This is a genomic window from Phenylobacterium sp., assembly GCF_004299445.1.
Lineage (GTDB): Bacteria > Pseudomonadota > Alphaproteobacteria > Caulobacterales > Caulobacteraceae > Phenylobacterium.
Window position 1 is genome coordinate 1 of sequence record NZ_SCTC01000051.1, and the last position, 13,898, is coordinate 13,898.

16 protein-coding genes are annotated in these 13,898 nt (G+C 69.3%); 8 read left to right on the forward strand and 8 right to left on the reverse strand.

Translation table 11 applies throughout. From position 1 onward, the window contains the following. Positions 1 to 258: 258 nt before the first annotated feature. On the reverse strand, positions 259 to 738 hold the full coding sequence (gene greA / locus EPN98_RS13865) for a transcription elongation factor GreA (RefSeq protein ID WP_293363393.1): 480 nt from the start codon (positions 736 to 738) through the stop codon (positions 259 to 261). Between the two features lie 200 nt (positions 739 to 938). Here greA and EPN98_RS13870 point away from each other — a divergent pair, with 200 nt between their 5' ends. The 3 genes from EPN98_RS13870 to EPN98_RS13880 all read left to right on the forward strand — a co-directional run bounded on the left by EPN98_RS13870 (position 939) and on the right by EPN98_RS13880 (position 2,978). Next, positions 939 to 1,505: an OmpA family protein gene (locus tag EPN98_RS13870; protein ID WP_293363394.1), complete on the forward strand. Its 567-nt coding sequence runs from the start codon at positions 939 to 941 to the stop codon at positions 1,503 to 1,505. 87 nt (positions 1,506 to 1,592) lie between these two features. After that, positions 1,593 to 1,997: a hypothetical protein gene (locus EPN98_RS13875; RefSeq protein WP_293363396.1), complete on the forward strand. Its 405-nt coding sequence runs from the start codon at positions 1,593 to 1,595 to the stop codon at positions 1,995 to 1,997. 87 nt (positions 1,998 to 2,084) lie between these two features. Next, positions 2,085 to 2,978 (forward strand): EamA family transporter, encoded by an 894-nt coding sequence (locus EPN98_RS13880; RefSeq protein ID WP_293363397.1) that lies wholly within the window; start codon positions 2,085 to 2,087, stop codon positions 2,976 to 2,978. A gap of 4 nt (positions 2,979 to 2,982) precedes the next feature. On the opposite strand, the gene EPN98_RS13885 is transcribed toward EPN98_RS13880, so the two are convergent. Beyond that, complete coding sequence (locus EPN98_RS13885; protein ID WP_293363399.1) at positions 2,983 to 3,675, reverse strand: GNAT family N-acetyltransferase; 693 nt, start codon at positions 3,673 to 3,675, stop codon at positions 2,983 to 2,985. A gap of 534 nt (positions 3,676 to 4,209) precedes the next feature. Here EPN98_RS13885 and EPN98_RS13890 point away from each other — a divergent pair. Then, on the forward strand, positions 4,210 to 5,823 hold the full coding sequence (locus EPN98_RS13890) for a winged helix-turn-helix domain-containing protein (RefSeq protein ID WP_293363400.1): 1,614 nt from the start codon (positions 4,210 to 4,212) through the stop codon (positions 5,821 to 5,823). Between the two features lie 47 nt (positions 5,824 to 5,870). After that, the gene (locus EPN98_RS13895; RefSeq protein WP_293363402.1) at positions 5,871 to 8,066 is read left to right on the forward strand and encodes an NAD(P)-binding protein; all 2,196 of its coding nucleotides are present in this window, start codon (positions 5,871 to 5,873) and stop codon (positions 8,064 to 8,066) included. 65 nt (positions 8,067 to 8,131) lie between these two features. Here EPN98_RS13895 and EPN98_RS13900 read toward each other — a convergent pair whose 3' ends face one another. Further along, positions 8,132 to 8,620, reverse strand: a complete 489-nt coding sequence (locus EPN98_RS13900; RefSeq protein WP_293363404.1) for a hypothetical protein — start codon at positions 8,618 to 8,620, stop codon at positions 8,132 to 8,134. A 131-nt stretch (positions 8,621 to 8,751) separates the two neighbouring features. Between EPN98_RS13900 and EPN98_RS13905 the strand changes: the two genes are divergently transcribed. Continuing rightward, positions 8,752 to 8,937, forward strand: coding sequence for a hypothetical protein (locus tag EPN98_RS13905; RefSeq protein ID WP_293363405.1), 186 nt, complete (start codon positions 8,752 to 8,754; stop codon positions 8,935 to 8,937). 12 nt (positions 8,938 to 8,949) lie between these two features. Here the strand turns inward: EPN98_RS13905 and EPN98_RS13910 are convergent, their stop codons facing one another. Continuing rightward, entirely contained in the window at positions 8,950 to 9,348 is a 399-nt protein-coding gene (locus tag EPN98_RS13910; protein WP_293363406.1) for an MAPEG family protein, read from the reverse strand. 160 nt (positions 9,349 to 9,508) lie between these two features. Between EPN98_RS13910 and EPN98_RS13915 the strand changes: the two genes are divergently transcribed. After that, entirely contained in the window at positions 9,509 to 9,670 is a 162-nt protein-coding gene (locus EPN98_RS13915) for a hypothetical protein (RefSeq protein ID WP_293363408.1), read from the forward strand. On the opposite strand, the gene EPN98_RS13920 is transcribed toward EPN98_RS13915, so the two are convergent. Together EPN98_RS13920 and EPN98_RS13925 are read right to left on the reverse strand one after the other, a co-directional pair. Beyond that, the gene (locus EPN98_RS13920; protein ID WP_293363409.1) at positions 9,642 to 10,577 is read right to left on the reverse strand and encodes a hypothetical protein; all 936 of its coding nucleotides are present in this window, start codon (positions 10,575 to 10,577) and stop codon (positions 9,642 to 9,644) included. The genes EPN98_RS13915 and EPN98_RS13920 overlap by 29 nt on opposite strands. A gap of 202 nt (positions 10,578 to 10,779) precedes the next feature. Next, positions 10,780 to 11,196, reverse strand: a complete 417-nt coding sequence (locus tag EPN98_RS13925) for a DoxX family protein (RefSeq protein WP_293363411.1) — start codon at positions 11,194 to 11,196, stop codon at positions 10,780 to 10,782. A gap of 209 nt (positions 11,197 to 11,405) precedes the next feature. On the opposite strand from EPN98_RS13925, the gene EPN98_RS13930 reads away from it, so the two are divergent. After that, the gene (locus EPN98_RS13930; RefSeq protein WP_293363412.1) at positions 11,406 to 12,200 is read left to right on the forward strand and encodes an enoyl-CoA hydratase-related protein; all 795 of its coding nucleotides are present in this window, start codon (positions 11,406 to 11,408) and stop codon (positions 12,198 to 12,200) included. 112 nt (positions 12,201 to 12,312) lie between these two features. On the opposite strand, the gene EPN98_RS13935 is transcribed toward EPN98_RS13930, so the two are convergent. Continuing rightward, entirely contained in the window at positions 12,313 to 12,825 is a 513-nt protein-coding gene (locus EPN98_RS13935; RefSeq protein WP_293363413.1) for a hypothetical protein, read from the reverse strand. Between the two features lie 293 nt (positions 12,826 to 13,118). Then, positions 13,119 to 13,793 (reverse strand): PEPxxWA-CTERM sorting domain-containing protein, encoded by a 675-nt coding sequence (locus tag EPN98_RS13940; protein ID WP_293363415.1) that lies wholly within the window; start codon positions 13,791 to 13,793, stop codon positions 13,119 to 13,121. Positions 13,794 to 13,898: the final 105 nt, after the last annotated feature.

The window sequence follows — 13,898 nt, forward strand, 5'->3', positions numbered from 1 at the left end:
CTCCCCGGCATCCTGGCCGGCGCCCGCGCGGAAGAAGCCGCTAAGGCCGAAGCCGCCAAGGCCAAGCCCGCCGCGGCGGGCTCCAGCCAGTAAAGATCATGGTCTGATCGCCGGGCTTGTCCCGTCGGCCGAGACACGAGGCGTTTTACAAGAGGCCGCGGCGGTGATGTCGCGGTCTCTTCTGTTGAGGATGGTGTTTCTGGGTCGCCGGGACAGGCGCGGCCATGACGTTCCGAAAGGGGGTCTGGCACAGCGTGCTCAACGCACCCCCACCACCTCGACCTCGCCGCCGCCCACCTCGGCGACGTCGCCCACGACCTTGCCCATCAGGGCGCGCGCCAGCGGCGAGACGTACGACACGCTGCCCTTAGCCGGGTCGGCCTCGTCCTCGCCGACGATGCGGAAGCTCTGGCGCCGGCCGTCCTCGCGCTCGATCTCGACCGTGCGACCGAACTGCACCACGCCGTCCTGCAGTTCGGGCTCCGTCAGCTGAGCGCTGGCCCGGCGTGAACCCCAGTAGCGCAGATCCCGCGTCGCCCGGGCCATGGCCGTGCGGTCGGCGCTGATGCCGCCGTCGGTCTGCGCCCGCGCATAGGCCTCGCGCGCCGCCGCCAGCGCGGCTTCGATCGCGGCCAGTCCGGACGCGGTGACCAGGTTGGCATGCGCCGAAATCGGCCGGTCGGGCAGATCCGCCGCCTGCGCCTCGTAGTCTTCCTCGCGCGTGAAGGCGACAGCCATGGGACGATCCTACCTGTCGTTCGACAACGCGGCCACAGCCCTGGCGTTCACCCCGCGCAGGGCGCGCCGAACCCCTGCGGCGCCCTGCCGCACCCCGCGGCGCGCCACCAAATCATGACTTCCGCGTTTGGCCCTCGCTGGAAGCCTGACCGGAAAGGCGGCTCACGGGGGTGAGAGACCTGCAAACGGAGAAGACAAGCATGGGTGCTCGCAAGAGCCTGCTGCTCGGGGTGGCGCTGATCGCGGCGGGGGCCGCCACGACCGGCTGCGCCACCAAGAAATACGCTCGCGAACAGGCGGGCATCGTCAACGCCCGCGTCGACACCGTCGAGCCGCGCGTCGCCGCCGTCGAGGGCACGGCAAGGGACGCCCTCGACCGCGCCACGGCCGCCGGCAAGCTGGCCGAGGGCAAGTTCCTCTACCAGATGGTTCTTCAGGACGACGCGGTGAAGTTCGCCCTGAACAAGGCCGAGCTATCGCCAGAGGGCGAGGCCCGTCTCGCCGCCTTCGTCGAGAAGCTGAAGGCCGAAAACCGAAACGTCTACGTCGAGATCCAGGGCCATACCGACGCCAGCGGCGCACCGGACTACAACAACAAGCTCGGCGAAAGCCGCGCCGAGGCCGTGCGCCGCTACCTGAACGTCCATGGCGTCGCGCTGAACCGGTTGAGCACCATCTCGTACGGCGAAGAGAGCCCTGTGGCCCCCAACGAGACCCCGGACGGCCGCGCGCAGAACCGCCGCGTCGTGCTTGTGGTCATGTCCTAGCAGCAGGAAGGACCGCAGGGCGCGGAGGCCCCCGCGCCCTGCGGCTCCAGACTTGCGGCGCACGCGCTTCTCGCTCATGCCCTGCGCATGAGCACGTTTCCTTCCGACGCCGAGCCCGGCGGCGGCTTCGACGCCGACGACTGGGACCGCCTGCCCGCCTTCACCGGAGCCCTGGCGACGCTGGACGATGTCCAGGCGCGGCGGGCCATCTTCTCGATGGCCGACACCCACAACGGCCGCACCATCGATATGCCCCTGCCCCAGCCGGTGATCTGGTGGAGCGACGACGGCGATCAGGCCGCCATCGCGGTCCAGGCCGAGGCCCACGACAGTGATGAGGGCGAGACCATGGAGGTCCTGGGCCTCATCCTGCCCGACGGCGAGGGCGCGGTGGCGCTTCTGGAAGACGTCGACCTGGTCGACGACACCGACCCGACCTGGCGCGACCTGGTCGCCGCCGCCGTCGGCGACGAAACCGGCGACGAGGGGTAGTCGCCGCGCGGTCTGTCCTTGCAGCCTCAACTGGTCCTTTCGCGACCACGGGCCGACACCCTATAGCCGGTCCCTCCGGAGGACCCCTTGGCAGCCAGCACCCCTCGCGCCGCGACGCTCGCCATCCTGCTGCCGATCGCCGCGGTGCTCGTGGCCACCGCCGCGTTCCAGGGCGGGGCCTCGATGGCCAAGTCGCTGTTTCCGATCCTGGGCGCCCAGGGCACGGCGACGCTGCGGATCATCCTCGGCGCGCTGATGCTGCTCGCGGTCGCCCGACCCTGGCGCAACTGGCCCGCGCGCGCGCCACTTCGACCGCTCCTCGGCCTCGGCCTCGCCACAGCCGGGGCGGTCCTCTTCTTCTATCTCGCCCTCGGTCGCCTGCCGCAGGGCGTGGCGATCGCGCTGCAGTTCCTGGGGCCGCTGGGAGTCGCCATCGCGGGCTCTCGGCGTGCGGCCGATCTGATCTGGACCGCGTTGGCGGCGGCCGGCGTGTGGGGCCTGGTCGGTCATGACCTGAGCGCAGGAACCGGGCTCGACCTACTGGGCGTCTTCTGGGCGCTTTGCGCCGCCGGATCCTGGGCCGCCTACATCGTCTGGGGCCAGGCGGCCACCCAGGCCTTTGGACGGGGCGCCGCGCCGCTCGCGGTCGCCATCGCCGCGCTGGTGATCCTGCCGTTCGGCGTCGCCCAGGCCGGCGCCGACCTGCTACGCCTCGACCTGCTGCCCTGGGCGCTGCTGGTGGCGCTGGTTTCCACCGCGATCCCCTTCACCCTCGAAATGTACGCACTGAGCCGCCTGCCCGCGAAGACCTTCGCCGTCCTCACCAGCCTCGAGCCGGCCTACGGCGCCCTCTTCGGGCTGCTTCTGCTGCATGAAACCCTGGCGCTGCCGCAGTTGGGCGGCCTGGCCGCCGTCATCGCTGCAGCCGGCGGAGCCGCCTGGACCAGTCGCCCCCGCACACTGTTGCCCGCGCCGGACTGAGGCGTCACGCCGCCGTAAGGCGGGTCATCACCAACTCGCGCCGGAACCGGAACCCCAGCCGTTCGTAGATCGCGATCGCGCCCGTGTTCGCGGCGTAGGCGTGCAGGAAGGGAACCTCGCCTCGAGCCCGGATTCGCTCCATCACGACGCGCATCAGCGCCGCCGCGTAGCCGCGCCCGCGATACTCGGGATCGGTGCACACGCCACTCACCTCGGTCATTCCGTCGGGCTTCATCCGCTCGCCGGCCATGGCCACCAGCCGGCCCTCCGCCTTCACGCCCACGAAATCGCCCAACTCGGGGGTACGGGCCATGAACGGTCCGGGCTGGGTCAGGGTCGCCAGGCCCAGCATATCGGCCGCATCGCCCGGGCCGAGATCGACGATGTCGACGTTCGTCGTCGGGAACGATCCGAACGCCGCCTCGGCGATCATCTGCCAGGCCATGTCTTTGGAGACGACCCGAGCGCCGGGGATCGCGGGGGGCTCCTGCGGCTCCACCAGCGCCACGTCGCCCATCTCCCGCACCATGGCGCCAAGCGCTTCCCGGCTTTCCGGGGTCTCGTCGCTCAGCGCGGCGAAGACCCCGTACGCCGGGGCCAGCCGACGCGCGCCGGCGCGCACGATCGCGAGGTTGGCCTGCCTCGCGCCTGTCAGCATCGCCAGGATGGGCCGGTCCAGGGGATGGGTTCCGCTCACGGCGCGGCCATACCCCAGGTTCGCGCCCAGGTCCCAGGCCAATGAATGAACCGGTGGTCCGGTGACGGAAAAAACAGCCCCCGACCCGGCCGAGGTCGGGGGCTGTGAAACGCCTGCGGCTCAAGGAACCGAGGCCTCGCCGGGATCGTCTGTCCGCCCTGCTGGCCCCCCCGGGCCACCAGAACAGACACACCGCAACGGGCCGAAGCCCGTACGGAGCCCTGCGATCAGCTCCTTCCGCCTGCGACCCGGACGTTGTCCGTTTCCGCGCACCCTGCGGGATTGGGACAAGGCGCCGGCCGGAGGCGCGAGCAGGTTGTCGGGCAACCCACGCCTCAGAAGCAGTCAGAACCGACCTGCAGAACACCACCCTGCCGCCGGATTCGACAGGGACCTGAGCCGATCTTTCCCCGAGCAGAATCCGATCTTTAGGTCTTGGTCGGCGGGTCCAGCGCAACTAGGTTGAGCGCGCGGCCGAGTCTGGGACCCTTGCGACCCGCTGGCTCTAGTGGCGTTCATGGGGATCTGACGAAGATGCAGCTGGCCCATCAGGCCGCATTCAGGCTGGGCGCCATGGAAGTGCGTCCCCCGACGCGCGAGGTCGTGTCGCCGCACGGTCGTGAAGTGCTGCAACCTCGGGTCATGCAGGTGCTGGTCACCCTCGCGAACGCCGAGGGCGCCGTGGTCAGCCGTGACGATCTCATCGAAACCTGCTGGAACGGCCGCGTGGTCGGCGAAGACGCCATCACCCTGGTGATGATGAAGTTGCGCAAGCTCGCCACGCGCACCGGCGGCGCCTTCGCGGTGGAGACGATCCCGCGGGTCGGCTATCGGCTGGCCGCAGAGCGCACCGCCGACGCGCCTTCCTCACCGAGAGCCTCCGCTTCCCGCGTTTCCGAGCCTCCGCGCGGGTCCGGGCGCGACCGCCCACGTATCGTGGTCCTCGAATTCACCCATCCGCCTGGCGACGAGGAACAGGCCTGGTTCGCTGAGGCCCTGGCCGACGAACTCACCGCCGGCCTGTCGAAGTCGCCGCTGTTGGCGGTTACGCCGCGGCAGTCGCTGCTGACCTCCGAAGTCGTGGGCCATCCGCCGGGCGCCATCTCCGCGCGGCTGGGGGTCGACTATGTCCTCGACGGCAAGGTCCGGAGCCTCGGCGGCCAGGTCAGGGTGTCTGTCGACCTGATTCAGGGTGTCGATGAGACCAGCGCCTGGTCGGCGCGCTTCGACCGCCCGATGGCCGACATGTTCTCAATGCTGAACGAGATCACCACCTCGATCATCGGCGCCATAGAGCCCGCCGTCCTGGAGCGTGAAGAGAGCCATGCCCTGCTCACGCCCGAGCGCAGCCTTCAGTTCTGGCAGCTGTTCGTCCGGGGACGGCGCCATTTCTGGCGGTCCACCGCCGGGGATGTCCGCAAGGCCGAGGGCTTTCTGGAACAGGCGCTGCAGCTGGAGCCGGATGACGTCTCAGCCCTGGCGATCCTCGCGCACTGCAAGCTCTACGACGTCTGGGTGGGAACCTCGGAAAACCCCGCCGCCTCTGTCGCGGAAGCCCACCGGATCGCGCTGAGGGCCGTTTCCGCCGGCCAGTCGGACGCGTTCGCCCACTACACGCTGGGCGTCGTGTTCTCGCTGATGAACCGGCTGACCGAGGCCAAGGCCGAGCAGCGCCGCGCCCTCGAGCTGAACCCCTATCTGGCCGCCGCCTCTGGCGAAATGGGACGCCTGCTGGCGTTCGAGGGTCAGTCGGAGGACGCCATCGCGTTCTCGGAGCGTGCGATCGCCGCCAGCCCGAACGATCCCCACAGCTGGCTATGGTTCCGCAGCAAGGCGATCGCCAACTTCGTGGCCGGCGACTACGACCGCGCGGCGCAGGACGCCGCTGACGCCTGCGCGCGGGGCGCCGAGCGTTTCCCTCTGCACTATCTCCTGGCGGCCGCGTACGCAGGCGCGGGCGACCTGGATCAGGCCCGTCGCGCCGTGGAGCATGCCGACCGCCTGGCGAGATCCCGGTCCGGCCGCGAGCAGCGGAATACCCCGCCCTATTCGCTCGAAGCTCTCAAGACGGGCCATCCCTTCGCGAGAAGCGCCGATCTGGACCGCCTCGTTAAGCATCTGCAAAAGGCTGGGTGGCAAGGTGTCTAGGTCAACAACCTAGGCGGGGCCGCGGCTGAACGTCGCGGCATGCGATCATGACCCAAGCGACCGCGCCACAGAAGGTGGCGATCCTGGGCGGCGGCATGGGCGCGCTTGCGACAGCGCTCCAGATGACCAGCCTCCCCGAGTGGCAGAAGCGTTTCGATATCACGGTCTACCAGCTGGGCTGGCGCCTCGGGGGCAAGTGCGCCTCTTCGCGCGGTGCGGACGAGCGCATCGAGGAGCACGGAATCCACGGCTTCATGGGCAGCTACTTCAACGCCCTGCCGATGATGTCCAAGGTCTACGAAGAGCTCGGCCGCAAGCCCGGAATGCCCCTGGCGACGTTCGAGGAAGCCTTCATTCCCTCGGACTTCACCATGTCCTGGGAGTACCGCGACGGCGGCCTGATCCCGTGGCCAGCCCGCCTCCCCCCGAACGACATTCCGCCGACCGACGGCAGCTACTACAAGGGCGTGCCCACAGCGATCGCGGCGATCATCGAAGAGACGCTGAAGACACTGGAGGCGACCGCCGACCTGCCCGGCTTCATCGAGGGCGGCATCCAGCACATCGTGAACCGAGCGAAGGCTTCGCTCGAGATCCCGCTCAGCGAGGGCCCGGACCATCCGCTGGTCGTGGAACTCACGACCATCCGCAGTCTCGTCTCGAGCGCCGCGCGGCTGGTGGACACCGTCGCGCCCAAGTTGGCCGACAAACAGACCGACCTGCGCCGCGCCCTGATCACGCTGGACTTCTACGCCACCGTCATCATCGGCGCCCTCACCGACAACGTCCAGGTCAAGGGTTACGACTACCTGGACTCCGAGAACTGGAGCGATTGGCTGACTCGTCATGGCATCGCGCCCGAAACCCTGGCCTCGCCGATCCCGCTCTCGACGGTCAACATCTGCTATCAGAGCCCCGACGGCGACACCTCACGCGCCGCAGTCATGGGCGCCGGTTGCTACCTGGACTGGACGCTCCGCGGGGCCGCCTACATGGGCTCGCTCATCTGGAGCTTCGCCGCGGGCACCGGCGAGACGGTCGTGGCCCCCGTCTACGAGGTCCTCAAGCGCCGCGGCGTGAAGTTCGAGTTCTTCCACAAGGTCGAGAACCTGGTTCTCAGCCCCGACAAGACCTCGGTCCAGGAGATCGAGTTCACGGTCCAGGCGACGCTCAAGCACCCCGAGCGCGGCTACCAGCCGCTCATCGACGTCAAGGGCCTGCCCTCGTGGCCGCGCCGCCCGCTGTACGACCAGCTGAACGAGGGCGAGTACATGCGCATCCTCGACGTGGACCTGGAGTCCTACTGGTCCGGCTGGCCGACGGCCGAGTTCCCGTACCTCAAGAAGAAGAAGGTCCTCTCCAAGGGCCACGACTTCGACCAGATCGTCTTCGCCATCTCGGTCGGCGCCATCCCCTACCTCTGCAAGGAGTTGGTCGACCATTCGCCGGCCTGGAAGGGCATGGTCGACAACCTCCCCGCCCTGACCACCCAGGCCATGCAGATCTGGCTGTCGAAGGACATGTACGAGATGGGCTGGGCCGAGCCGCTCGTCGGCAACGAGCTGGCGATCTCGGGCACCTATTTCTGTCCCCCCAACGGCAATGGGAACTTCCCCGGCCTTCTCAAGTGGGAAAACTGGCCTGCCGACAACCAGCCGCGCGCCATCTGGTACTTCTGCGGGCTGATGGCCGACTACGAGCCGCCGCCGCCCTTCACCGACACCGACTATCCGCGCCGCGCCGCCGAGCGGGTGAAGGCTCAATCGATCCAGTACCTGCAGACCACGATCGGCACGATGCTGCCCAAGGCCACCGTCCGAGCCGCCAACGGCCTGGGCGACCCGATGGGCCTGGACTTCAGCCTCCTGGTCGACACCCAGAACCCCAACGCCCAGGGCGTCCAGCGCTTCGACAGCCAGTTCTGGCGCGCCAATATCGACCCCACCGAGCGTTACGTCTCCTCGCCCCCCGGCAGCGTCGACTACCGGCTCGAGGCCTGGGGATCGGGCTACGCAAACCTCACCCTCGCGGGCGACTGGATCTACACCGGCCTCAACGTCGGCAGCTTCGAGGGCGCCACCATGAGCGGCATGCTGGCCTCCCATGCGCTGACCGCCTACCCGCCGCTGAAGGACATCATCGGCTACCCCACCGTACCGCGGCCGCAGATCTCCGCCGACCGGCCCCACGCGCCGCCGCCGTCCTTCGAGGCCGAGACGCCGGCCATCCGCCTGGCGGGCTGAACCGTTCCACCAACGACGACTGAGTTCAAACCTGCGGCGCGCCGGCCTCCGGCGCGCCGCTTTCCTTAGCGCGGCCGTCGCGCCGCCTTCAGTTCGGCGCATCCCTGTGGCTCCTGCGTCCACATCAGGTGCGCAATGCGCCAGCCGCCATCGTCGCCCTGGACCAGATCGAACACGTCGACGCCGCAGTGGGTGACCTTGCCGTCCCGCAGGAACTCGTAGGGCGCCCAGACCATCGCGATCCGGCCGCGCCGCATCACGACGGGGTCCCACATCCGCTCTTCGATCCCGGGCGCCTTCACGATGTCGACCGCCCATGCCTGGCCGGGGAAGCGCGCAAGCGTCGTCCCCTCCGGCCGCACCCGCTGTGACGTCAGTGTCGCGTCGGGCAGCAGGATCGCCTGCAGGGTCGCCACGTCCTTGGCCTTCATCGCCCCAAAGAACCGCTCCACCTGGGCCACGACCGCCGCGTCTTCGGCCGGGGCCGCCCGGGCCACGCCCGACCACCCCAGCATCGCTGCCGCCACAGCGAGCCCCGTCAGAAATCGCTTCATCACCAAGTCTCCCTCTCGCCCGAGAAGACACGTCGCCGGGTCCCGCCGTCCAGGGCCGAGGACTTGACGCCGGTCAAGGTCGCCGTCCGCCGCGGGGCGCAAGGTGTGATCCGTCCAACACCGGAGGCTCCATGTCGGCCCACCCACCAGGCGATCGCCGGCGCCCCCTGCGCCTTTCGAGGGTGACCTGGGACCGGCACGACCTCTCCGCACGCCGACAACTCGCGCGTGAGGCCGCGATCCTGGGCTATCGCATCGTGATCGTCACAGAGGACGGCGTGGAGCACGAGACCACCGACAACCTCGACGCACAGTGACGTGGCGCGCGGCTACGGCGCCGTAAGCACGGCGGCCGCCACCATCACCAGACCGGCCAGACTGACCAGCCAGACCAGAGAGCGCAGGTTGCGCACGCCGAAGGCGTAGAGCGGCACATAGGCCACCCGGCCCCAGAAGTAGATCTGCGCGCCCAGCACGGTCATCGTCGTGCTGATCCCGGCCACGTGCGCCACCAGCACGAAGCCGGCGAACAGCGGAAGGGTTTCGAACAGGTTGGCCTGCGCCCGGCTAAGCCGCTCGGCGTGCGCCGACAGCGGCGGCATCGCCTCGTCGCGTGGCCCGGTGTTCCATTTCAGCCCGTACTGCCGTGTCCGCGCCACGTCGAACAGCAGGATCTGTACCAAGGCCAGGACCAGCGTCCAGGCCAGCATCTTCAGCTCGATGGTCATCGACAAGTCCCCCGACCCGCGCGCCACTTCCGGCCGCGCCCGCCCCCAGAGAAAGCTTGCGCCGCCCCGCCGTCAATCCGCCGCGCACGCGCCACGGAACCCAAAGCTCGGCCGTCCGCTTTAACTGCTCCTCGCGATCCCACAGCCAAGGCTCAACACCATGTCCATCCTGATCTTCGCCGTCATCGTCCTGATCGTGGCCGCCCTCATCGCCTGGGCGGTCCAGAAGCTGCCGCTCCCCTCGCCCTTCGGCATGATCATCCAGGCGCTGATCCTGATCGTCGCCGCCGTCGTCATCGCCCAGCGCGCCGGGCTGTTCTAACGGCAGCGGGGACGTCGCCCGTTCCGGCCCAGGCCTCGCCCGCCGCGCTCATTCTTTCCAGGGCCTCCAGGCTGACGCGCCCCGCGGCGATGTCCTGGCCCAGCGCCTGGCGCTCGGCGGGCGTCATCCCGACGGCCGCCTGGGTCGTCTCCACAACCCGGTTGTCCGGCGTGCGCGCCCAGCTGCGCACTTGGAACACCACCCTCGTCGGCGCCTCGGCCTCCTCCGCGCCGCTGTCCGCCGGCGGCGGGGGCGCCACCGCCTTAAGCGGTCCATACACCCGTGGCGCGAGGCGCCCGACGCGCCATTTCAGCGTCTGGATCTTCAGTCGCGCCGCCGCCACCTCGCCGGGCAGCGGCGGGCACTCGCGCGCGATCGTCCAGGCCAGGTCGAACAGCCGGTCCGCCTGCGCCTCGCGCGCCTGGCGATAAGCCTGCGCGAACTCGGGCCGCGTCTTGAGCCACCGCGTCACGGTCGCATGCACCGGCATGTCGCGCTCGGCGCACACCTCTCGCAGCCCCCGCCCGTCCTCGATCCGCGCCAGGAACTCCGCGGCCACCGCCTCGTCCCAGGGGTGATACGCCCGCCGCGCGGTCCAAAGCGTCGCCGCCTCGGCCTGCGCCGCCTCCACCAGGGCGCGCAGCTCTGCATTTGCCGTCAGCCACGCCGCGAACGTCGAGCGCCCCGGCATCCTCGGATCGCGACAGATCTCGGTCACCGACTCGCCGCGATCGACGATCCGCCGGCACGCCTCGCGCACCATAGCCAGCTTGTGGGCCCAGTCGCGCCGCACATAGTCCCGCTTCGCCCGCAGTGCGGCCCCGTCGCCGGCCGATCCGCCAACCCCCGCCACGCGCGCCGAGCCTCCGGCCAAAGGCGCCCGCGCGCCGCCGTCCATTCCAGCCATCGCCATGTCCCGAAATGTGAGGAAGCGAGCCGCCCCGCGCCCTCAAGGCGCAAGGATCAACTCTGGCAGAACTCTCTCACAAACGCGCGCAATTGTCAAGAACAAATCACGAACATGGTCACCCGTCACGGAGAGGGGCAGACCGCCAGCGGCCAGGGTGGGGAAACCGGCCGCATGCCCCGCGCCGACCCGGGGGCCTCGACTACACCGCCACCCGCCGCCGCCAGGGCCAGTCGATCACCCCTCCGGCGAAAAGCGCCCACCACACGAACACCGGCTGAAACGCCAGCCGCGGCGCATGATACGGCCACCACGCGTCGGCTCCGTGCGCCGTGACGGCGTCCAGAGCATGCTTGATGTTGGCCGGATAGACACACACCGCATACAGCGCCAACCCGATCGCCGCGGCCCGCCGCAGCGGCTTCACCCCGACCAGCGCCACCGCGCCCAGCACCTCGGCCACCCCCGTCGCGGCGATCACGAACTCGGGCCAAGGGACCCACGCGGGCGTGATGCTCAGGAACACGTCCGGCGACCGCAGATGGGCGATCCCCGCCGCCAGGTAGACCAGCCCCAGCAGTATCCGAAGCCCCACCCGGGCCATCTCGACCTTCGCCATCGCCGTCCTGTCATGCGCCGGCTCGAGGCGCTCCCGATACGAGTACCCTGGTTCGGGACACAGTCGAGGCGAGATCCCGCATCAGGCGCTCCGCCAGGCGGCGCCGCGCCGGTCCGCCCCCCGATGGCCGCTTTCACGGCAGTGGACCTTGTCCGGCGACCAAAGCCTGCGGCTGATGGCGGACAGGGATCGTCGAAAGGAGCGCCGTCATGGAAGTCCTGGTCAGACTCGAGCGTGTCGGGTCCGTCGCGCGTATCGTCCTGGCTCGCCCGCACGCCGGCAACGCAATCTCACTTGACGTCGCCCTCCAGCTCCGAGGCGTCGCCGAGGCCTGCGCCTCGGATCCCGAGGTTCGCGCCGTGCTCGTCTCCGCAGAAGGAAAGGCCTTCTGCGTCGGAGGTGACCTCACCGAATTCCAGGCTGTCGCAGGCCGCGAGCGCAGCGATCTCCTGCGCCGCATGGCGGATGCGTTTCACGCGGCGCAGCTGTGCATTCTGTCGATGCCAAAGCCCGTCGTCGTATCGGTGCATGGGGCCGTGGCCGGAGCGGGTCTCGGACTCGCCCTGCTGGGCGACCTCGTCATCGCCAGCTCGTCGGCCCACTTCTCGTCCGCCTACACATCCATTGGGCTCTCCGCGGACGGCGGGTCCACATACCTCCTGCCTCGGCTCGTCGGCTTGAGGCGCGCCCAGCAGCTGCTTCTCACCAACCGCCGCCTCATGGCTGATGAGGCGCTGGAATGGGGCTTGGTGACCGAGGTGGTCGCGCCCGAGGCGCTTGTGGAGGCCGCGACCGAAAAGGTCGACGCCCTGGCGAACGGCCCGACCGCCGCCTACGGCGTGATCCGGCGGCTCCTGCTGGCGTCATCCACCACGGACTTCGCGACACAGACCGAAGAAGAAGGCCGTCACATCGCGCGCCTCGCCGCAGGCGCCGACGCCTCCGAGGGCTTTGCGGCGTTCCGCGAGAAACGACGCCCGCTCTTCACGGGGGCCGACGCCTGACGACGCCCATCATCCTCCTCCGCCAAATGGGATCGCCGCCCCGGCGGACGCCGGGGCGGCTTTTCCAGTCAGAAGCCCTGTTTGATGGACAGGGACGCGGCGCGCGGCGCCCTTAGGCGGCCAGCTCGAAGGGCCGGTAGTTGCGGCGGTTGCCCTTCGCCTCGCGGATCCGATCGGCCGCGAGCACCACGATGGCGAGGCCCGCGTTGATGAGCGCCAGGCTCAGGTGCGCGCCGCGGTCGCCCTTCAGGCCCAGGGCCTCGATCTCGGCTGCCGTACGGCCGGCGGCGAGCGCCTCCATCAGCGGGCCGTAGTTGGGGATGTTCCAGCCCAGCCAAGGCGTCAGATGGGCGATGATGAACACCGTCGAGAGCGTCAGCGCGCCCACGGCGCCCCAGACGCGGGTCTTCGGCACGATGAGCACGATGGCCAGCAGGCCGGCGATGGCGCCCACGACGTAGCGCGCATTGGGCTCCAGCCACGCGATGCCGGTCTGGGCCTCGGCCCAACCGAAGATCGGATGGATGTCCACGCCCACGAACTTGGGCCAGACCCAGAGCGCGACCAGGCTCAGGGCCAGCAAAGTGGCGCCCGCCCAACTCCAGATACGAGAGTGATTGATCATATCCGTCCTCCGTTTTCGGTGCGGAGACGGGAGGAATGGCCCAGCTCCGCAGAGCGGCCCGACATCACGGTCAGGAAGGACCGCCAGAGGGGCCCGGGCCAGAAGCTTGACGTTGTGTCGCGCCGAAGCTTTTCAAGAGCCTGCGAGCGGATTTTTTGGTTGGCGCACGCCGCATGCGGCCCCAACCGAATCGCCGCCGGCCGCCCGCAGGCAGCCGACGCCGCTCAGTCCCCAGAATGCAGAAGGCCTCGGCGCGGAACCGGGGCCTTCCGTTCGATCGGTTGTGGCTGAGATCAGGCCACGACGACCCGGCGACGCCGCAGCGTTGCGCCGGCGAGGCCGAAGCCGCCGATCATCAGCGCCCACGTGGCCGGCTCCGGCACCGCCGCCGTCGGCCCGGTCACCAGGACGTTGTCGATGATCGGCGAGGCTCCGGAGTTCGAGAACTCGTAGAACGACAGCGTCGTGCTGCTGCCGGCGGCGACGAAGCTGAAGTTGTGCGTGGTTCCGGGGTTCGTACCCGACGCGAGGTCGACACCGCTGATCGAGGCGTAGTTGGTGGCGCCCACGTCGGCGAACAGCGACCAAGCGCCGCCCGTGATGTTGTCGCCCCAGTACAGGAAACTGACGTTGTAGGTTTCGCCCGCGATGAGGTTGTTCAGCGCGTGACTGATCTTGGAGTTGGCGCCTTCGTTGAGCAGGATGGCCTGGTCGCCGTTGGGGTCGTCCAGGTTGCTGGCCACGAAGACTCCGTTGCCCGAAACGGTCCAGCCGTTCGCCGAGGCTGCCGGGTAGTGGTACTGGGTGTTCTCCCAACGATCGCTGAAGTGCGCGAACGACCAGCCGGCGCCGAGAAACGCCGACGAGTTGAAGTCTTCGCTGAGCACAACGCCGGCGCTTGCCTGCGTCCCCCCCAGCGCCAGCGCCGCAGCGATCGTCGCAGCGGCCAGAATGGACTTGGTCTTCATAAAAATATCCCTGCTCAGGCGACGCCGGTCCCCCCGGGTTGCTCGCACCGAGCTAGAGAGGCGCAAGTCTCACGGTCAACGATGACAGGGCACAGAATGAGTAAT

Coding starts and splice junctions, on each gene's coding strand:
- greA (WP_293363393.1), bottom strand. CDS start 738: ATGGCTGTCGCCTTCACGCGCGAGGAAGACTACGAGGCGCAGGCGGCG.
- EPN98_RS13870 (WP_293363394.1), top strand. CDS start 939: ATGGGTGCTCGCAAGAGCCTGCTGCTCGGGGTGGCGCTGATCGCGGCG.
- EPN98_RS13875 (WP_293363396.1), top strand. CDS start 1,593: ATGAGCACGTTTCCTTCCGACGCCGAGCCCGGCGGCGGCTTCGACGCC.
- EPN98_RS13890 (WP_293363400.1), top strand. CDS start 4,210: ATGCAGCTGGCCCATCAGGCCGCATTCAGGCTGGGCGCCATGGAAGTG.
- EPN98_RS13895 (WP_293363402.1), top strand. CDS start 5,871: ATGACCCAAGCGACCGCGCCACAGAAGGTGGCGATCCTGGGCGGCGGC.
- EPN98_RS13900 (WP_293363404.1), bottom strand. CDS start 8,620: ATGAAGCGATTTCTGACGGGGCTCGCTGTGGCGGCAGCGATGCTGGGG.
- EPN98_RS13905 (WP_293363405.1), top strand. CDS start 8,752: ATGTCGGCCCACCCACCAGGCGATCGCCGGCGCCCCCTGCGCCTTTCG.
- EPN98_RS13910 (WP_293363406.1), bottom strand. CDS start 9,348: ATGACCATCGAGCTGAAGATGCTGGCCTGGACGCTGGTCCTGGCCTTG.
- EPN98_RS13915 (WP_293363408.1), top strand. CDS start 9,509: ATGTCCATCCTGATCTTCGCCGTCATCGTCCTGATCGTGGCCGCCCTC.
- EPN98_RS13920 (WP_293363409.1), bottom strand. CDS start 10,577: ATGGCTGGAATGGACGGCGGCGCGCGGGCGCCTTTGGCCGGAGGCTCG.
- EPN98_RS13925 (WP_293363411.1), bottom strand. CDS start 11,196: ATGGCGAAGGTCGAGATGGCCCGGGTGGGGCTTCGGATACTGCTGGGG.
- EPN98_RS13930 (WP_293363412.1), top strand. CDS start 11,406: ATGGAAGTCCTGGTCAGACTCGAGCGTGTCGGGTCCGTCGCGCGTATC.
- EPN98_RS13935 (WP_293363413.1), bottom strand. CDS start 12,825: ATGATCAATCACTCTCGTATCTGGAGTTGGGCGGGCGCCACTTTGCTG.
- EPN98_RS13940 (WP_293363415.1), bottom strand. CDS start 13,793: ATGAAGACCAAGTCCATTCTGGCCGCTGCGACGATCGCTGCGGCGCTG.